Annotated in this window: 16 protein-coding genes; 10 read left to right on the plus strand and 6 right to left on the minus strand. The window is 52.3% G+C overall.

The window, feature by feature from the left end:
* Positions 1-51: 51 nt before the first annotated feature.
* The 6 genes from pstC (at position 52) to P8S54_RS17145 (ending at position 7,226) form a co-directional block, all read left to right on the plus strand.
* Positions 52-1,431 carry a phosphate ABC transporter permease subunit PstC gene (gene pstC / locus P8S54_RS17120; RefSeq protein ID WP_281442692.1) on the plus strand — a complete coding sequence of 460 codons (1,380 nt, stop codon included), beginning with the start codon at positions 52-54 and terminating at the stop codon, positions 1,429-1,431.
* Between the two features lie 6 nt (positions 1,432-1,437).
* Positions 1,438-2,796 carry a phosphate ABC transporter permease PstA gene (gene pstA / locus P8S54_RS17125; protein ID WP_281442693.1) on the plus strand — a complete coding sequence of 453 codons (1,359 nt, stop codon included), beginning with the start codon at positions 1,438-1,440 and terminating at the stop codon, positions 2,794-2,796.
* 93 nt (positions 2,797-2,889) lie between these two features.
* Positions 2,890-3,636 (plus strand): phosphate ABC transporter ATP-binding protein PstB, encoded by a 747-nt coding sequence (gene pstB, locus P8S54_RS17130; RefSeq protein ID WP_281444127.1) that lies wholly within the window; start codon positions 2,890-2,892, stop codon positions 3,634-3,636.
* A gap of 173 nt (positions 3,637-3,809) precedes the next feature.
* Positions 3,810-4,841 carry an ArsJ-associated glyceraldehyde-3-phosphate dehydrogenase gene (locus tag P8S54_RS17135; protein WP_281442694.1) on the plus strand — a complete coding sequence of 344 codons (1,032 nt, stop codon included), beginning with the start codon at positions 3,810-3,812 and terminating at the stop codon, positions 4,839-4,841.
* A 16-nt stretch (positions 4,842-4,857) separates the two neighbouring features.
* Positions 4,858-6,069 (plus strand): organoarsenical effux MFS transporter ArsJ, encoded by a 1,212-nt coding sequence (gene arsJ / locus P8S54_RS17140; protein WP_281444128.1) that lies wholly within the window; start codon positions 4,858-4,860, stop codon positions 6,067-6,069.
* A complete protein-coding gene (locus P8S54_RS17145) occupies positions 6,066-7,226 on the plus strand; it encodes an MFS transporter (RefSeq protein WP_281442695.1) in 1,161 nt (386 codons plus the stop codon). Before arsJ ends, P8S54_RS17145 begins: the two co-directional genes overlap by 4 nt.
* On the opposite strand, the gene P8S54_RS17150 is transcribed toward P8S54_RS17145, so the two are convergent.
* From P8S54_RS17150 to P8S54_RS17175, 6 genes are all read right to left on the minus strand, one after another.
* Positions 7,194-7,499: a CC/Se motif family (seleno)protein gene (locus P8S54_RS17150; protein ID WP_281442696.1), complete on the minus strand. Its 306-nt coding sequence runs from the start codon at positions 7,497-7,499 to the stop codon at positions 7,194-7,196. The two genes, P8S54_RS17145 and P8S54_RS17150, sit on opposite strands and share 33 nt — an antisense overlap.
* Before the next feature lie 87 nt (positions 7,500-7,586).
* The gene (locus P8S54_RS17155; RefSeq protein WP_281442697.1) at positions 7,587-8,246 is read right to left on the minus strand and encodes an NAD(P)H-dependent oxidoreductase; all 660 of its coding nucleotides are present in this window, start codon (positions 8,244-8,246) and stop codon (positions 7,587-7,589) included.
* Between the two features lie 15 nt (positions 8,247-8,261).
* A complete protein-coding gene (gene arsB, locus P8S54_RS17160) occupies positions 8,262-9,329 on the minus strand; it encodes an ACR3 family arsenite efflux transporter (RefSeq protein WP_281442698.1) in 1,068 nt (355 codons plus the stop codon).
* A gap of 15 nt (positions 9,330-9,344) precedes the next feature.
* A complete protein-coding gene (gene arsH, locus P8S54_RS17165) occupies positions 9,345-10,064 on the minus strand; it encodes an arsenical resistance protein ArsH (protein ID WP_281442699.1) in 720 nt (239 codons plus the stop codon).
* A 186-nt stretch (positions 10,065-10,250) separates the two neighbouring features.
* Positions 10,251-11,057, minus strand: a complete 807-nt coding sequence (locus tag P8S54_RS17170) for a universal stress protein (RefSeq protein WP_281442700.1) — start codon at positions 11,055-11,057, stop codon at positions 10,251-10,253.
* A 113-nt stretch (positions 11,058-11,170) separates the two neighbouring features.
* Complete coding sequence (locus P8S54_RS17175) at positions 11,171-12,358, minus strand: acetyl-CoA C-acyltransferase (protein ID WP_281442701.1); 1,188 nt, start codon at positions 12,356-12,358, stop codon at positions 11,171-11,173.
* A gap of 143 nt (positions 12,359-12,501) precedes the next feature.
* Here P8S54_RS17175 and P8S54_RS17180 point away from each other — a divergent pair, with 143 nt between their 5' ends.
* The 4 genes from P8S54_RS17180 to P8S54_RS17195 all read left to right on the plus strand — a co-directional run bounded on the left by P8S54_RS17180 (position 12,502) and on the right by P8S54_RS17195 (position 17,797).
* Entirely contained in the window at positions 12,502-13,065 is a 564-nt protein-coding gene (locus P8S54_RS17180; RefSeq protein ID WP_035540972.1) for a TetR/AcrR family transcriptional regulator, read from the plus strand.
* A gap of 220 nt (positions 13,066-13,285) precedes the next feature.
* Positions 13,286-14,956 carry an AMP-binding protein gene (locus P8S54_RS17185; RefSeq protein WP_281442702.1) on the plus strand — a complete coding sequence of 557 codons (1,671 nt, stop codon included), beginning with the start codon at positions 13,286-13,288 and terminating at the stop codon, positions 14,954-14,956.
* A gap of 17 nt (positions 14,957-14,973) precedes the next feature.
* On the plus strand, positions 14,974-15,741 hold the full coding sequence (locus P8S54_RS17190) for an SDR family NAD(P)-dependent oxidoreductase (RefSeq protein WP_281442703.1): 768 nt from the start codon (positions 14,974-14,976) through the stop codon (positions 15,739-15,741).
* A gap of 250 nt (positions 15,742-15,991) precedes the next feature.
* Entirely contained in the window at positions 15,992-17,797 is a 1,806-nt protein-coding gene (locus tag P8S54_RS17195) for an acyl-CoA dehydrogenase C-terminal domain-containing protein (RefSeq protein ID WP_281442704.1), read from the plus strand.
* Positions 17,798-18,000 lie beyond the last annotated feature (203 nt).

Here is an 18,000-nt window from a genome sequence, read left to right on the forward strand (position 1 = left end):
TCGGAACTTGATGCCGGCGTTTAAATGTAGGTAATCAAAGGCGGAGAGATAATGACGAACCTTGCCTTGATAGCCACACTGCTGATGATTATGGCCCTTGCATACCACTTGGGCTTGACTCGCAGTCGTGCGGTTGCGGCAGAGCACGATGTAAGAATGCACTCGCGCCCCGGCTATTACGGAGCGCTAGTGGCGTTGTGGTGCGGCCTGCCTGCACTAGCGTTATTTTTATTGTGGTCTTTTTTAGCCCCTCAATTAATTGACATGCTGGTCACGCAACAGCTACCCGCTGACTTGGTGGCTGGAATGAGTGATCGCGAGTTAGTGACGTTTTTACGTCGAGTGACGGCGCTAGCGAATGAACGAAGTGTATCGGGCGGTGGGTCACCAGAAGAACTGGCAGCAGCAGCGCACATGGCGCGGCTACAAACATTTGAGAATTTAAGTTTAGTTGCTCTAATGGCTGTCTTCGCTGTGGCGGGGTTGGTCTTTGCGCGACGCAACATCTCGCCACAATGGCGCGCACGTAATCAAGTAGAACGTGTTATTACCATTGCATTGGCAGCAAGTTCTGGCATCGCGATTTTCACTACGGTGGGTATTGTGCTGTCGATGTTGGGTGAAACGCTTAAGTTTTTCACCTTTATAAGCCCAGCAGAGTTCTTTCTGGGTACTACTTGGAATCCTCGTTTTAGTACTTCCGGCACAGATGCTCAGGGAGAGTTCGGCTTATTACCGTTACTCTGGGGCACCATGATGGTCAGCGCCATTGCGCTGTTGATCGCTATTCCCGTTGGGCTGATGACCGCAATTTATATGGCGGAGTACGCACCACCTTGGTTGCGTAACGTGGCTAAACCCATCATCGAAATTTTGGCGGGCATCCCGACCATCGTTTACGGCTTTTTTGCCTTAATCGTCATTGGCCCATTCTTATCCAGCGTTGGCGATATGATTGGTATTAATATCCGCACTACCAGTGCTCTAACCGCAGGGCTGGTAATGGGGATTATGATTATTCCATTTGTCTCCTCGCTTTCTGACGACATTATTACTCAGGTGCCTAAATCATTACGCGACGGGGCATTAGGACTAGGCGCTACCAAGTCAGAAACGATCCGTCAGGTGGTTTTGCCCGCAGCATTGCCAGGCATAGTGGGGGCCTTCTTATTGGCCGCAAGCCGCGCAATCGGAGAAACCATGATTGTGGTGCTCGCCGCAGGCAATAACCCTGTACTGCATGCCAATCCCTTTGAAGCTGTGTCGACGATTACTGTAACGATTGTTAACCAACTGACCGGTGATATGGACTTTGCCAGCCCACAATCGTTAGTGGCATTCGCACTAGGCCTTACACTCTTTGTGATTACGCTAGGGCTAAATGTCATCGCACTGGTTGTAGTGCGCAAATTCCGCCAGCAATACGAGTAAGCGACTATGTCTATGACAATTGAACAGCGTCGCCAGCATCGACTTATGACGATTGAAAAATCGCTGGCGAAACGGCATCGCAAAGAAAATCGCTTTCGCCGTCTAGGCTTGGCAGCAGTGATGACGGGCATGACCCTAGTTGCCATTCTGTTTGCCAGCATTTTAATGCGCGGTGTACCTGCATTTTGGCAAGCAACGTTCTTTATGGAACTCTACTTTGACCCGGAAGTTATTCAGCTTGAAGAAAAGCCTGAGCGGGCAAGTGGCGAAAGTCAGTCAGAATTTAACGAGCGTTTTTCTGCGTGGCAAACGCAAGCAGGACTGGTGAACTGGCAGTCCTTAATTGATAGGGCGTTAGAAGATAATCTTGAAGAGGATATCGAGCCAAGCCAACTAAGAGATCTGCGCGCACTACTTGCTTCGAATGAGCGGTTTACACTGCGCAATAAATTTATGGAAGACCCGTCAGTGCTTGGCCAAACAGTTGAAGTGAAAATGCTGGCCAGTGCTAATGTCGATGTATGGATCAAGGGCAACATAAATCGAGATTTGGCCGATGCTCGGCAACAGTTGAGTGCTCAAACGCGAGCTTGGGCTGACCAGCTTTATGATGAAGGGATTATTCGTAACGCGTTCAGCACGGCACTGTTTTTAAATATGGATTCTCGTAGCTCTCCGGCATCAGCGGGTCTTGCGGGTGCATTCATGGGCTCACTGTTCATGATGATCATCGTTATCATGCTGTCGGTGCCTTTGGGTGTCGCAAGTGCGGTCTATTTAGAAGAGTTTGCTCCCAAGAACCGCTTAACGGATATTATTGAAATAAATATCAATAACTTGGCGGCTGTTCCTTCTATCGTATTTGGTTTGTTAGGGGCGTCAATTTTTATCGGCTATTTAGGACTGCCGCTCTCCGCGCCGCTCGTTGGTGGCTTGGTGCTAACATTAATGACCTTACCCACGATTATTATTGCAACACGCGCCTCGCTTCGCTCAATTCCTCCCTCTATCCGCCAAGCAGCACTAGGTATTGGCGCATCGAAAGTGCAAACGGTATTCCACCATGTGTTGCCAATCGCGTTACCGGGGATTCTAACGGGATCAATACTGGGGGTTGCTCAGGCGTTAGGCGAGACTGCACCTCTATTATTGATAGGGATGAATGCTTTTGTCGCCAATGTGCCCAGTACGCCGTTTGAGCAATCCGCTGCGCTGCCAGTGCAAATATATTTATGGCAAGGCAACGAGCTACGTAATTTCTTCGAGGCACGTACATCAGCAGCCATAATTGTGCTGTTAGCGTTAATGCTGAGCTTGAATGCATTAGCAATTTGGTTGCGTAAAAAATTCGAGACGAGGTGGTAAGTGAATACTTCTGCACAGACCAATATGCCCGCATCCATGGTGAGCGTTGGTGGCGGTGAGAGCCGCACAAGTAAATCGACCGGCAACGTCAAGATGAGTGCCAAAGATGTCAAAGTTTTTTATGGCGATGCGCAGGCGATTAATGGTATCGACATTGATATCTATGAAAACGAAGTGCTGGCATTTATCGGTCCGTCAGGTTGCGGTAAGTCAACATTCTTGCGTTGTTTGAATCGAATGAATGACACCATCGATATATGCCGTGTTGAAGGGCAGATTACGTTAGATCAAAAGGATATTTATGCCCCAGATCGTGACGTAGTTCTGTTGCGTGCTCAGGTAGGCATTGTGTTCCAGAAACCTAATCCTTTCCCTAAGTCGATCTACGAGAATATTGCCTATGGGCCGCGTCTCCATGGTTTAGCTAAGCGTAAAGCTGAGCTAGACGACATTGTGGAGAGCAGTTTACGCCGTGCGGGGCTATGGGATGAAGTGAAAGATCGCTTAGGTCAGCCAGGCACAGGCCTCTCTGGTGGGCAGCAGCAGCGCCTGTGTATCGCCAGAACTATTGCAGTAAGCCCCGATATCATTTTGATGGATGAGCCTTGTTCGGCGCTTGACCCCATTGCAACGGGTAAAGTTGAGCAGTTGATAGACGAGCTGAGCGAGAGTTATACCATCGTCATGGTGACGCACAATATGCAAGAGGCGGCACGTGTTGCTGATCGTACGGCATTTTTCCATATGGGCGATCTGATAGAAGTGGATAGAACAGATACTATATTTACTAATCCTCACAATCAGAGAACCCATGACTATATTACTGGGCGCTATGGATAAGTCTTGAAATCAAGTAGACAGATCCTTATTTGTTAGTATCTGTTTGCAAGAGCTGTATGGTGGGTAAAGCACCGAAGGCGCTAGCTTTTACCTTCGGTGTCTTTTGAAATCTTTTTTTTGACTTTTTGCATATGATTTTTCGTATATGACGTATCGGTAAAGGGGTGGCAAAGATGACACTACGCATTGGCATCAATGGTTTTGGTCGTATTGGACGCTTGGCACTGCGCAGCCTGTGGGCTGAGGTTGAAGCAGGGGCCGTTGAGCTTATTCGCATTAATGATCCAGGTGGTGATGCGGCAACGTTTGCCCACTTATTAGAGTTTGACTCAGTACACGGTCACTGGTCGCCAGGCAAAGGGATTACCGCTTCCAGCGATGGAATTGTCTTGGATGGTAACTCTGTCGCCTTTAGCGCTAATACAAGGATTACCGATAGCGATTGGTCTGGCTGCGATGTGGTCATTGAGTGCTCGGGCAAGATAAAAACCACTGAAAAACTTCAGGCCTACCTGGATCAAGGCGTTGCCCGGGTGGTGGTCAGCGCACCTATAAAAGAAGCGAGTGTGCTGAACGTGGTAGTAGGCGTTAATGACCATCTTTACGACCCTGCACAGCATAAGATTGTGACCGCTGCCAGTTGCACCACCAACTGCTTGGCACCCGTGGTGAAAGTGATTCAAGAAACCTTTGGTATTCGCCATGGCTCAATGACCACGGTACACGACATTACCAATACCCAAACCATTCTAGACGCCCCTCATAAAGATCTACGCCGTGCCCGCGCCTGTGGCATGAGCTTAATACCAACAACAACGGGCTCCGCGAAAGCGATCACTGCAATTTTCCCTGAACTGGAAGGCAAGCTGAATGGCCACGCCATTCGCGTCCCGCTAGCTAACGCATCGCTCACCGATATGGTGTTTGAGCTTGAGCGCGAAGTTACAGAGGAAGAGGTTAATCAGGCGCTGAAAGCAGCTGCAGAGGGAGAGCTTGCCGGTATTTTAGGTTATGAGGAGCGCCCACTGGTATCGATTGATTATCGCACCGACCCACGCAGCTCCATTATCGATGCGCTCTCCACCATGGTCGTCAACGGCACCCAGCTTAAGCTTTACGCTTGGTATGACAACGAGTGGGGTTACGCCAACCGTACTGCTGAGCTGGCTTTGAAAGTTGGTCGTGAACAGGTGGGCCGTGGTTGATTCGTCGTTGTTGAAAATGCGAGCGCGTGTAAAGGCGCTACCTTTCGAGGTGCGCCAATACATGCTGATCACCGGTAACTACTGGGCATTTACCATTACCGATGGCGCGCTGCGCATGCTGGTAGTGATGTATTTCCACCAGCTAGGTTACTCGCCGCTGCAAATCGCCATGCTGTTCCTGTTCTACGAAGCCTTTGGCGTAGTGACCAATTTGGTGGGCGGCTGGCTGGGCGCGCGGTTAGGCTTGAATCGCACGATGAACGTGGGGCTGGGGCTACAGATCGTGGCGCTCGCGATGCTCATGGTGCCTGCTGGGATGCTCACGGTGGTCTGGGTGATGGCGGCGCAGGCGCTGTCCGGCATCGCCAAAGACTTAAACAAAATGAGCGCTAAAAGTGCCGTCAAAGTGCTGGTACCTAAACAGAGCGCCAACGCCAATAGCGCGCTTTACCGCTGGGTAGCGATGCTGACCGGCTCTAAAAACGCACTGAAAGGCTTGGGCTTTTTCGTTGGTGGGGTGCTGTTAACGCTGATTGGTTTCCGTGGTGCGGTCATTGCCATGGCGGTGATGCTTGGCGCAGTGCTGATGCTCTCTCTGTGGCGCTTAAAGGCAGATTTAGGGCGCCAGAAGGTAAAGCCTAAGTTTTCGGAGATTTTTTCGAAATCCCGTGCCATCAATGTGCTTTCGGCGGCGCGCTTTTGCCTATTTGCATCAAGGGATGTTTGGTTCGTAGTGGCGTTGCCGGTGTTTTTATATGACCAGCATGGCTGGACTCACTGGACGGTAGGCGGATTGCTGGCAGCGTGGATTATTGGCTATGGCGGCGTACAAACCCAGGCACCTAAGCTGACTCGGTTGATTAAAGGGGATGCCCGCGCGCTAACCGCCGGATGGGCAGCTGCTTTGGCAGTTTTGGCCATTTTGCTGGCGATGCTGCCGCTTGCACAAGTGGGCTGGCTGGTGGTCGGGCTTTTAGCGTTTGGTGTTCTCTTTGCGATTAACTCTAGCTGGCACAGCTACCTGATCGTTCACTACGCGCGCGCCGATGGCGTCTCGATGGATGTCGGCTTTTACTACATGGCCAACGCTATGGGGCGGTTGGTGGGAACGTTGCTGTCAGGCTGGCTATATATGACGTATGGGCTGAGTGCCTGTCTTTGGGTATCGGCGGCCTTAGTGGCGGCCAGTTCAGTGATGGCACTGGCACTGCCTAGACAAGTCGCATGATTCGTTCGCCCAGGTTTGGTTTAACGCTCACCTTAGGCAGTGCACAAACCCTTGCCTGGGCTTCCAGCTATTATTTGCCCGCCATTCTTGCAGTGCCGATAGCACAAGAGTTAGGCATCTCATCCAGCTGGGTATTTGGCGCGTTTTCGGCAGCCTTGCTGCTGACAGCAATGCTCGGGCCTTCCGTTGGCCGATGGATCGACAGGCAAGGCGGGCGAGGCGTGTTGATGGCCTCTAATGGGGTAATGGCACTGGGTCTTGGCATAATGGCCGTGTCTCAGGGGTTGCCCTCGCTAATCCTTGCTTGGCTGGTGATGGGGATTGGGATGGCGATGGGGCTATACGATGCTGCTTTTGCCACCTTAGGCCGATTATTAGGGCGTCAAGCCAGGGCATCGATTACCGGTGTTACGCTGGTCGCTGGATTTGCCAGCACAGTGGGTTGGCCGCTTACCGCGTGGTTGGAAAACGAATGGGGCTGGCGTGTGGCCTGTGCTAGCTGGGTATTAGCGCATGTGTTGATCGGTATGCCCTTAAATTTTCGCCTGCCTAACGCGGCCAGCAACGCCGTTTTTAGTGAGGCTGATCAACGAGCGCCAATGCCTGGCCGTCCCCGCTTAACTATGCTGCTACTAGCCCATGTGTTTGCGGCTGGATGGTTTGTATCGACGGCGATGGCGGCGCATCTGCCCAGGCTATTACAAGAGAGTGGTGTGTCACTTTCAGTCGCAATTGCTGCCGCCGCGCTTGTGGGGCCTGCCCAGGTAGCGGCGCGCATGGGTGAGTTTATACTGCTTAGGCACTGCCATCCTTTGGTGGCGGCACGCGTGGCAACAACGCTGCATCCGTTAGGCGCCGCATTGTTAACAGCCGTTGGTATGCCCGCTGCCGGTTTTGCGTTACTGCATGGTGCGGGTAACGGCATGATGACCATTGCGTCTGGTACATTACCGCTGGCGCTATTTGGCCCCAAAGGATTCGGGCGTCGGCAAGGGCTCATTATTGCCCCCGCACGTGCGTCTCAAGCACTCGCACCACTGCTATTCGGCCTGCTGATAGAGCAAAGTGGTGCCAGTGCGCTGTGGCTAACGGCTCTGTTAATGCTGGGCGCGACGCTAGTGTTGCTATGTATTCGCGTGCCCCAGCTGCAGGGGTGAGCCATCCACATACAGGTGGCGTAACTTCCACCAGCCTTCGACACCAATGCGCAGTCCCTGAGCAGCCAGTTCGGGGGCAATATAGATCGAAATACCATCTTGAGTATGGTGCTGATAGTCGTGGACATCATCTGGTAGCCGCGTTTCAGCCACTGCCAGATTCGCGAGGCCACCGCAGCAGCCATGACGGGGGGAGAGGCGGACAGTGACGACGCCGCCTTGCTGTTTAATGAACTCCATGGCGTTGCTATCGATATCAATGACATCTTTCATGGCCCACTCCGCAAGTTTTTTCAGTCTGAGCGCGTTGGCTAAGGTCTGCTGGGATGTCAAGTTGCCAATAGGCCGTTGTTAAGCGTATCAGTCGCGTGGGGCATTGCGCTGAGCGGGCGATTGTTTAAACGCTGGAGATAGCGTTTTGGGGTCTTGCTCAGCTTTGTGCGCTTTAGCCGCGTCTGCCCACCATGTTAGTTGGCCTAGCGTGCGGCCAAAATAGCTTTCCCAGCGCTCTTGCTCCTGGGCGAATTGCCCATTGTCACTCAGCGCTTCTTGCGCTTTGGGTATATGGACCATGGCTGATACTGGCAGGCAGCCCAGCTCCGATAGAAATGCACGCATGCTAACCGCGGCGCGAGCGCCTCCCCATTGCCCCATGGAGTAAGTGACGATGGCGCTGGGCTTAAACGCAAACAGGGACGCGCCAAAATGATTTAGCAAATGGCTTAAAGCTGGGCTCATGGAGTGATTATATTCTGGGCTGACCATCACGTAGCCATCGGCTTGTTCAATTTTGCCGGCAAGGGCTTCGAGGTCATCGGGAACCTCTTTTTTTGCATAGGCAAAATGCGGCTTGAATGCTGCGGGTAGCGATAGTGTCAGCGGATCAATAATTTCTGCCGTGGTATCAGGCAGTGAAGAGAGCAAACGCTCACAGGCTTTTGCTACCCGTTCGCCTAAGCGAGCAGGGGCAGGCGGCGTAGAAGTGCGTGTTGAGCCAAGAAAAATAAGATAATGCGCCATAGATAACGCTCCTTGTTATGCGTTTTCGGGAAAATGCTGGCGGGTTTTGTTAGCAATGCGGACCAGCGCGAGCATCAGCGGTACTTCGACGAGGACACCAACGACTGTAGCGAGCGCGGCACCTGACTGTAGGCCAAACAGCGCAATGGCTGCTGCGACCGCCAATTCAAAAAAGTTGCTGGCGCCGATCATGGCGCCGGGGGCCGCGATGTTATGCGGCACGCGCCACGCTTTGGCCCAGCCATAGGCGATAAAGAAGATTAAAAACGTTTGAATAATCAGCGGAATGGCGATCAATACGATATGCAGCGGATTGTTCAGAATCACCTCGCCCTGGAAGGCGAAGAGTAGCACCAGCGTGATAATCAACCCAATCGGCGTAATGGGGCCGACACGTTTCATAAACACGTTGTCGTACCATTCAGTGCCATACTTTGCGATCAGTGTTTTACGGGTGAAATAGCCCGCCGCAAGCGGAATCACGATGTACAGCACCACGGATAAAATAACCGTGTCCCAAGGTACCTGGATGTTCGAGATGCCGAGTAAAAAAACCACCAGCGGTGCAAAGGCAAACAGCATAATCAAGTCATTCAACGCCACTTGAACAAGGGTGTAGGCCGCGTCACCTCGGGTTAGGTAGCTCCATACAAATACCATCGCTGTACAAGGCGCTGCCCCCAGAAGTATGGCGCCCGCTAGATATTGGCTGGCCAGTTCTTCAGGAATGAAGGGCTTGAATATCACCATGAAAAATAGCCATGCAAGCGCAAACATCGTAAACGGCTTGATCAGCCAGTTGACCGTGGTGGTAATGGTCAGGCCTTTTGGCTGGCGGCGTACCCCTGCGATAGCACTGAAGTCAATCTGCGCCATCATGGGGAAAATCATCGCCCAGATTAATACCGCAATGGGTATAGAGACCTGGGCATACTCAAACCGTGATAGCACCTCTGGTACGGCAGGGGCGAACTGCCCAAGTGCAATTCCAGCGACAATGGCAATCGCTACCCATACGGAAAGGTAGCGTTCAAAAAGTCCCATGTCGGCGCTGGTAGGCGGTGAGTTGCTTTGGGTCTTCATAACATCACTCCCTGATTAAATAGCACGTTGATTAACGCGTTTAGCAACTTCTTCAGCGCTCTCTTTCCGTTCAGAGTAGCGGTCGGTAAGTAGATCACTGCGCTCACGAACCAGCAGGGTGAATTTCACCAGTTCTTCCATGACATCCACAATGCGGTCATAAAACGGCGAAGGTTTCATTCGGCCGTTGTCGTCGAACTCCATAAAAGCTTTGGGCACTGACGACTGGTTGGGAATCGTCACCATACGCATCCAGCGGCCTAAAATACGCAGCTGATTTACCGTGTTGAATGACTGGGAGCCGCCGCACACTTGCATCACGGCAAGGGTTTTACCCTGAGTAGGGCGAACGCCGCCTAGTGCCAGAGGAATCCAGTCAATTTGTGCTTTCATAATGCCGGTCATCGCGCCGTGGCGTTCAGGTGAGCACCACACCATGCCATCGGCCCACTGCGCCAGTGTACGCAGCTCATCCACTTTAGGGTGGCTTGCATCTTCCGCATCGGGCAAGGGTAAACCGCGTGGGTCAAAAATCGTTGTATCAGCTCCCATTGCATTGAGTAGTCTAGCGGCTTCTTCAACTGCTAATCGGCTGAAAGAGCGTTCACGCAGAGAGCCGTAAAGCAGCAAAATCTTTGGTGCTGGCTGGTCGCTAGGCGGAAGCATCAGCGTTTCATGGTTAGGCACAGTGAAGATGTTGGGGGCTACGTTAGGTAAATCATTTAGCAAAGTCATAGAAGCTCCTAGTTAGGCCAATGTATTTATTAGTCTCTATGATATATGATTTACCATATATTGATAGTCGACCAAAAAGACTCGATTAACAAGCCGCCATGTCGACTGCGCCTTATGTGGCTAGGAATACTAAAGGTAAAGGGCTAGGCGGCTCGCAAGTGTTGAGGGGGGGGGGCAATGTTACGCTTAAGTATGCTGGGAAGGCACCAGAATCACGGGGCAAGCAGCGCCTTCTAACAGTGCCTTAGCGGTGCTGCCTAGCAGGCGTTCACGTAACCGGCTATGGCCCTGTTGGCCCACGATGATGAGATCTGCATGCCAAGCGTTAGCCTCGTTAATGATGGCCTGTTTAAACTCGCCAGCAACAATGACGGTATCAAGTTTGGGGATGCGAGCTGCCAGAGCGGTAAGGTGTAGCTGTGCCTCTTCAAATCCGTACCCATCGGTTTCGAGTAGACTTTCAGCGATAATGGCAACGCGATGCTGAAAGTGGAGTGCCAAACTATGAAAAAGGCGTTCGGCTTTGCTCGCTGCGGCAGACATATCCGTGGCGAGCACGACCGTCGTATAGCTGCTGCCATGCTTTACGTTAGTTACTGGCTCTAGCCATAGCGGTACTCGCGTGAGGTGGGCGAGGTTAAGTGCAGTACTGCCAAGTAACATTTCTTGCCAGCGTCCTTGTCCTTGGCAGCCAATGAGAATTAAGTCCACGTCATGGTGTTCGGCGTAGTCCGCCAGCAGCTCGCTGGGCTTGCCAGCGTCTACATGATACGTGATGTCCAGGCCTAAATCGTTGAGCGGCTGGGCGTGAGCGAGTAGCTGTGCGTAAAGTTGTTCAATATTTTGCTCCGTAGAGGGCGCTGCACTTTTGGGGCTAATAATATGAACAAGACTAACGCGTTTAACACCTTTGGAGCGCAGGCGAATTAAGCGTTGTTCTAAAAGCGGCCAAGCGGGTGAAAAGTCCATGGCAATCATGACATGAGGGAACATATAGCCTCCTAACACCGCTTACCCGTAGTGAACAAGTAGTGAACGAAACGTCGATATGTGGCATTAACTTAATGATAGCGTGGCGCGCTGAGTAGCGCACCACGCATACGGGCTTAGTCGATCAGCTCAACAGCAACCGCTGTGGCTTCGCCACCGCCAATGCAAAGGCTGGCAATGCCGCGTTTGCCGCCCTTCGTGCGTAGGGCGTGGATAAGCGTTGCAATCACCCGTGAACCTGTTGAGCCAATCGGATGCCCCTGGGCGCAAGCGCCGCCAAATACATTCACTTTATCGTGAGGCAAGCCAAGGTCATCCATAGCCATCAGCGTAACGACCGCGAATGCTTCGTTAATCTCAAAGAGATCAACGTCGTTAACGCCCCAGCCAAGCTTTTTCATCAGCTTTTCAATCGCACCTACTGGCGCAATGGTGAATTCGCTTGGATGGCGGGAGTGGGTGGTATGGCCGAGCATTTTAGCCAGCGGCTTCACGCCATGACGCTTAGCGGCGTCATGGCTGGCCAAAATAAGGGCTGATGCGCCGTCGGAAATTGAGCTGGCGTTGGCGGCAGTAATGGTGCCGTCTTTGGCAAACGCTGGGCGCAGCTGGCGGATTTTATCCAGCTTGGCCTGGAAGGGCTGTTCGTCATGCTCGACCAGCGTTTCACCTTGGCGGGTGGTTACTGTTACTGGTGCCATTTCGGCATTTAAGTGGCCACTGTTGGTGGCGTCCATTGCACGTTCAAGAGAGGCAATCGCGAAATCATCTAACCGTTCGCGGGTGTAGCCGCGCTCAGATGCCACGTCCTGGGCGAAAACGCCCATCAATTTCCCGGTTTCGGCATCTTCTAGGCCATCCAGGAACATATGATCTTTTAGTTCGCCATGCCCTAAACGGTAACCGCCACGCGCTTTAGTGAGTACGTGGGGGGCGTTGGACATGGACTCCATGCCGCCTGCTAGAAGCACTTCTCCGGTGCCCGCTTTGATCAAATCGTGGGCTAGCATGGTGGCTTTCATGCCAGAACCACATAGTTTATTGATAGTGGTTGCGCCATTAGCGTCGGGAATGCCGGCCTGTCGCATGGCTTGGCGGGCTGGCCCTTGTTTTACACCGGCGGGCAGTACACACCCCATGATGCCCTCTTCGATAGCGGATGCTTCGATGCCCGCTCGTTCTATGGCGGCTCGTATCGCCACTGCCGCAAGCTCTGGGGCCGTCATACTTGATAGGCTACCCATCATGCCGCCCATGGGTGTGCGGGTAGCAGATAAAAATACAACCTCGGTGGCATTGCTCATTTGTTCATCTCCTAACAGCATTATTATGGTTGTCTTGCGTTTGAATAATTAACTAAGTGCTAAGCGGTGCGTTGACCCATTAGCGGGGCTGTGGTCTTCTCCCCACTAACCAAGCAAGCGCTAGTGTGAGTGACATGAATGTAATGAATGCATCTCCCCGCCGCAAGGAATTGACACGTTTAGCGGCTCAGCTATTCGTCCAAGAGGGCTTTGATCGCACTACGGTGCGTATGCTGGCACAAGAAATGGGTATCAAGTCTGGCAGCCTGTTTCATCATTTTAAGGATAAGCAAGAAATTCTCGCCGCGGTAATAGAAGAGGGCACGCAAAATGCGTTAATCATCGCTAAAGCGGCCCTTAAGCAGTGCGAGGATGACCCCGAGGCGCGCTTACATGCCATGGCAAGGGCCCATTTGGAAACGCTTTTTGCTGACCGTAATGCACACGTTGTGGCGTTATTTGAGTGGCGGCGCTTAGACGCTGATTCACGGGCACATTTGAGCCATCTGCGTGATGCCTATGAGGAGCTATGGGTTGAAGTGATTGACGAAGCGCTGGCAGTGGGGCTTATCCATGGCGACCGCTTCTTTGTTTCTCGGTTTATTTTAGGAGCGCTGAACTGGACGGTGCGTTGGTACGACCCTGCCGGCCCGCGTACACCCGATGATTTAGCGGATGAATTGGTCGCGATGATTACGGCGCGTTAAGCGGTAAAACGCATAAACGGCGGTTAATACACTTCCAATCGACCAACGTCTAACCTGTTTGCGACGCTGATTGCTTGCGCTCCCGCGCAAATGCTTTTAGCGTTAGTTTAATTGCAAGGTTTCCGTTAACGTAAACGGACAATAATAACGCGTAAAATTGGAACCCTGGCCTGTCTGTTTGCGAACAACTGCTCACGACTAACAACATAAGAGAGCCACCATGACAGCACCATCAGCCTCATTACCAACATATTCGACATTCCTGGAAAGCTTTTCGGTCGATGACATGATTGCCAGGCTAGATGACCAGCAAGATGGTCATTTTAATGCCTTTGAAGCCTGCTGTGGGCGGCACGTGCGCGCCGGGCGAGGAGACGTCTTAGCCCTTGTTCACGAGGACACTCAAGGGAGCACGCACACGCTAAGCTATGCAGAGCTAGATGAGCAGAGTAGTCAGCTTGCTGGTTGGTTTCTCTCTCAGGGGTTGGGTGAAGGCGATCGTATCGCGTGTATGCTACCGCGCTCTGGGGCGCTGCTTGTGGCAGTGCTAGCTACATGGAGAATCGGTGCGGTCTATCAGCCGCTGTTTACCGCATTTGGCCCTGATGCGGTGGATTACCGCTTGGGCCGTGCCGATACCAAGCTGGTGATTACTGATCACGCTAACCGCTATAAGTTTGATGGGCTAAGCCAGTGTCCACCTGTGCTAGCCGTGGGCGGGGCCACCAATGAGCACGCTAATGACCATGATTGGCAGGCTGCGTTGACGCATACGTCAATGAGCGATAAGCCGCCTCGACTTGCTCCTGAAAAACCTTTTCTGCAGATGTTTACCTCGGGCACGGTGGGCAAGCCAAAGGGCGTGGCGGTGCCGCTTTCGGGTATGACGGCCTTCGCTCTGTATATGGAGCTTGCCGTTGACCTTCGTGAAGACGACCGTTTTTGGAATATGGCAGACCCCGGCTGGGCATACGGGCTTTACTACGCCATTGCCGGACCGTTACTGCTAGGTGTTACTACGCATTTCTGCGAGGCGGGCTTCAGTGCGGAGGGAGCCTTGGCGTTTATGAAGCGCCACCATATTACCAACTTTGCGGCTGCACCTACCGCTTACCGCCTAATGAAAGCATCAGGACTGTTTGATAATGCTCATGAAACGCTGGAGCTTCGCGCGGCTAGCTCTGCCGGTGAGCCTCTTAATACCGAAGTCGTTACCTGGGTTGAAAAATCCTTAGGTTGCCCGGTGATGGATCATTATGGTCAAACCGAAACAGGTATGACCTGTAATAACCACCACTCCCTTGATCATCCCAAGCATGTAGGGGCGATGGGCGTGCCAATGCCGGGCTACCGGCTGGCCATTTTGGATGCTGAGTATAACGAGCTCCCCGCGGGTGAGCCGGGGGTGCTAGCGGTCGATATCGCAAACTCACCGGCGCACTTCTTTCAGGGTTACACCTGGCAAGAAAAAGATCCCTTTGTGAACGGTTACTACCTGACGGGGGATGTCGTTATCCGTAATGAAGACGGCTCGTTTCAGTTCGCGGGGCGCGATGACGACATTATTACCACCGCCGGATATCGGGTTGGCCCCACGGATGTGGAAAACAGCGTGATGACCCACCCTGCAGTGGCTGAATCAGCGGCGGTTGGGCAGCCTGATGAAATCCGCGGTGAGGTGATTAAGTCTTTTATCGTGCTGCGTGAGGGGTATGAGGCGAGTGACTCCCTAGCCGAGGAGATTCGACAGCAAGTGCGTGATCGGTTATCGACCCACGCCTTTCCCCGGGTGATCGAGTTTGTCGATGAGCTACCTAAAACACCCAGTGGCAAAATTCAGCGCTTTAAACTTCGTGCTCAGGCTGCTGAGCAAACGCAGGCCGATAAATAATTAGAAGGAAATGCGTAATGCAGGTAAAGGATCGTACGTTTTTAATTACCGGGGCGGCGTCCGGCCTTGGGTCAGCCACTGCGGAGCGTCTGGTGGCCGCTGGGGCAAGCGTCGTGCTGTGTGATTTAAGTGATAGTGTTAATGCCCATGCTGAGCGACTAGGCAAAGGGGCCAAGGCTTGTTTGGCTGACATTACGTCTGCTGACCAGATGCAGAAGGCGATAGACGAAGCAGTGGCGCTAGGCGGCGAAAGCGGGCTTTCGGGTGTTATTCACTGCGCTGGCGTCGTAAGTGTAGCCAAGCTGGTTGACCGAGAAGGAAACCCTGCAAATCTAGAAGGCTATGCGAAAACCATCAATATTAATTTGGTGGGTACGTTTAACGTAATGCGATTGGCTGCGGCCGCTATGGCTAAAAACACGCCCAATGAGAGCGGTGAGCGTGGTGTTATTATCAATACAGCTTCCGTAGCCGCGTTTGATGGCCAGGTGGGTCAGTGTGCGTATAGTGCTTCTAAAGCGGGCGTAGTAGGGATGAGCCTACCTGCGGCAAGAGAGCTTTCGCGCCACGCTATACGGGTGATGGCAATTGCGCCAGGTGTTTTTGAAACACCGATGATGAGTGAAATCCCTGAAGAAGCAGCAAAATCGTTGGCAGCGGCGGTGCCTTTCCCCAAACGGTTAGGTAAACCTGATGAATTTGCTCAGCTTGCCGAGCAGATCATTACCAACTCGATGCTGAATGGGGAGGTTATTCGGTTAGACGGTGGTATACGCATGCAATAGTTTTTATCGGTTTTTAAGCCGTTTTAAAGCCTGCCAGCGCTCTGTTGGCAGGCTTTTCTTTTTTTATTATCAACCGGTTAAATATGGGGCTACCAAAGTTGTAGGGGGTTTAGGGGTTAAATTCAAACGACCGCTTGACTATACGGGGCGCGCGCGCTAACTTTCAAACATGTGTTTGAAAGCGGTTTTTGAAGCTTGTTGTTATTAAGGCTTTAAGTTGCTTTCAACCCCCTTGTTTAGGAGAAGTGATATGCCCAGCTATCAGGCACCCCTGCGTGATATACGTTTCGTTGCAGACGAAATGTTTGATTACCCTGCCCATTATGCAGCACTGAAAAACGGTGATGATGCCTCTCCGGATGTAGTGAATGCTATTTTGGAAGAGGGTGCGCGCTTTGCCCGTGAGGTGCTATTACCGCTTAACCAAAGTGGTGATGAAGAGGGGTGCTTGTTAGAGGGTGGCGAAGTTAAAGCGCCCAACGGTTTTAAAGAGGCTTATCAGCAGTACGTAGAAGGCGGCTGGCCTAGCTTAGCGGCTGACCCAGAGCAGGGTGGCCAAGGCTTGCCCCACTCACTGGCTATGATGCTCTCTGAAATGATTTGTGCCACTAATTTGGCATGGGGTATGTATCCAGGGCTTTCTCACGGTGCGGCTGATGCTCTTAGGCACCACGGTACGGATGAGCAAAAAGCAACGTACCTAACCAAGCTGGTGGAAGGTGTCTGGACAGGCACTATGTGTCTTACCGAGCCGCACTGCGGTACCGACCTTGGGCTAATCAAAACGCGTGCTGTTCCCGCTGATAACGATGCCTACACAATTACCGGCACTAAAATTTTTATATCAGCTGGTGATCACAACCTAGCTGAAAACATTGTCCACCTTGTGCTGGCTAAGCTTCCTGACGCACCCGAAGGTTCAAAAGGCATTTCTCTGTTTGTGGTGCCGAAGTTCCTTCCCGATGCTCAGAATAATCCTGGTGAGCGCAACGGTGTCAGCTGCGGCTCCCTTGAGCACAAAATGGGGATTCACGGTAACGCTACCTGTGTCATGAACTTTGATAGCGCCATCGGCTACTTAGTGGGGCCGCCTAATAAAGGCCTGGCGTGCATGTTCACCATGATGAACGCTGCTCGTCTTGGGGTGGGGATTCAGGGGCTAGGCCTGATGGAAGCCAGTTTCCAGAACTCACTAAGCTACGCTCGCGATCGTCTGCAAATGCGTGCGTTGTCTGGTGCTAAGGCGCCGGAAAAAGCAGCAGACCCGATTATCGTGCATCCCGATGTGCGTCGCATGCTCCTTACCCAGAAAGCCTTTTCTGAGGGCGGGCGTATGCTGGTGCTCTACACCGCGCAAATGCTCGATATCGTTGAGCATGGACAGCCGGGTGAAGAGCGTGATCGTGCCGAAACGTTGCTTGGGCTATTAACCCCTATTGTTAAAGCCTTCCTCACTGAAGTTGGTTTTGAGTGCACTAATGAGGGCGTTCAGGTATTTGGTGGTCACGGCTTCATTAAAGAGTGGGGCATGGAGCAGCTAGTGCGCGATGCCCGCATTACACGCCTTTATGAAGGTACCACGGGTATTCAGGCATTGGATCTGCTGGGTCGTAAAGTGCTGATGAGTCAGGGTGAGACGCTTAAAGTGTTCACCAAAGAGATCCATAAGTTCTGCAAGACCGAGGCGGACAATCCAGCCCTTAAAGAGTTTGTTGAGCCGTTGGCCAAGCTAAATGTCGAGTGGGGCGAGCTGACGATGGGCGTGGGCATGAAGGCGATGCAGGATCGTGAGGAAGTAGGCGCGGCAAGCGTTGATTACCTGATGTACTCAGGCTACGTCACATTGGCCTACCTGTTTGCCCTTGCCGCTAAAAAAGCCTCCTCTTCTTTAGAGGGTGAAGACAAAGCGTTTTACGCGGCAAAGATGAATACCGCGCGCTTCTACTACCAGCGTCTGTTGCCGCGCACTAAGGCCCATGCGCAGATGATTCAATCAGGTGCGGGCAGTTTAATGGCTATCTCCAGTAATGACTTTGGCCTGGGGTTTGAAATTTAGCGGTTTCCTTGGGCCACTTTAGCGTTTATCAGCCGGTGTTTTGTGGGCTGTTTTGAGTAGGCAAACATTTAGCATCGGTAACTGAGCACTCTCTGGTCAGGCGTTCTGATCGGTGGTTTGCGGTAGGCATTGTTTTTGAGCGTCGTTCTTAAGCGTCGTTCTTGAACATTGTCTGCCGCTTTTTTATTTCAGCTTATTTTCTA

It is taken from the genome of Halomonas sp. M1, assembly GCF_029581375.1.
Lineage (GTDB): Bacteria > Pseudomonadota > Gammaproteobacteria > Pseudomonadales > Halomonadaceae > Vreelandella.

Bases quoted from the DNA above. Each gene is read 5' to 3' on its own strand.
- pstC (WP_281442692.1), top strand. From the start codon at position 52: ATGACGAACCTTGCCTTGATAGCCACACTGCTGATGATTATGGCCCTT.
- pstA (WP_281442693.1), top strand. From the start codon at position 1,438: ATGTCTATGACAATTGAACAGCGTCGCCAGCATCGACTTATGACGATT.
- pstB (WP_281444127.1), top strand. From the start codon at position 2,890: ATGAGTGCCAAAGATGTCAAAGTTTTTTATGGCGATGCGCAGGCGATT.
- P8S54_RS17135 (WP_281442694.1), top strand. From the start codon at position 3,810: ATGACACTACGCATTGGCATCAATGGTTTTGGTCGTATTGGACGCTTG.
- arsJ (WP_281444128.1), top strand. From the start codon at position 4,858: ATGCGAGCGCGTGTAAAGGCGCTACCTTTCGAGGTGCGCCAATACATG.
- P8S54_RS17145 (WP_281442695.1), top strand. From the start codon at position 6,066: ATGATTCGTTCGCCCAGGTTTGGTTTAACGCTCACCTTAGGCAGTGCA.
- P8S54_RS17150 (WP_281442696.1), bottom strand. From the start codon at position 7,499: ATGAAAGATGTCATTGATATCGATAGCAACGCCATGGAGTTCATTAAA.
- P8S54_RS17155 (WP_281442697.1), bottom strand. From the start codon at position 8,246: ATGGCGCATTATCTTATTTTTCTTGGCTCAACACGCACTTCTACGCCG.
- arsB (WP_281442698.1), bottom strand. From the start codon at position 9,329: ATGAAGACCCAAAGCAACTCACCGCCTACCAGCGCCGACATGGGACTT.
- arsH (WP_281442699.1), bottom strand. From the start codon at position 10,064: ATGACTTTGCTAAATGATTTACCTAACGTAGCCCCCAACATCTTCACT.
- P8S54_RS17170 (WP_281442700.1), bottom strand. From the start codon at position 11,057: ATGTTCCCTCATGTCATGATTGCCATGGACTTTTCACCCGCTTGGCCG.
- P8S54_RS17175 (WP_281442701.1), bottom strand. From the start codon at position 12,358: ATGAGCAATGCCACCGAGGTTGTATTTTTATCTGCTACCCGCACACCC.
- P8S54_RS17180 (WP_035540972.1), top strand. From the start codon at position 12,502: ATGAATGCATCTCCCCGCCGCAAGGAATTGACACGTTTAGCGGCTCAG.
- P8S54_RS17185 (WP_281442702.1), top strand. From the start codon at position 13,286: ATGACAGCACCATCAGCCTCATTACCAACATATTCGACATTCCTGGAA.
- P8S54_RS17190 (WP_281442703.1), top strand. From the start codon at position 14,974: ATGCAGGTAAAGGATCGTACGTTTTTAATTACCGGGGCGGCGTCCGGC.
- P8S54_RS17195 (WP_281442704.1), top strand. From the start codon at position 15,992: ATGCCCAGCTATCAGGCACCCCTGCGTGATATACGTTTCGTTGCAGAC.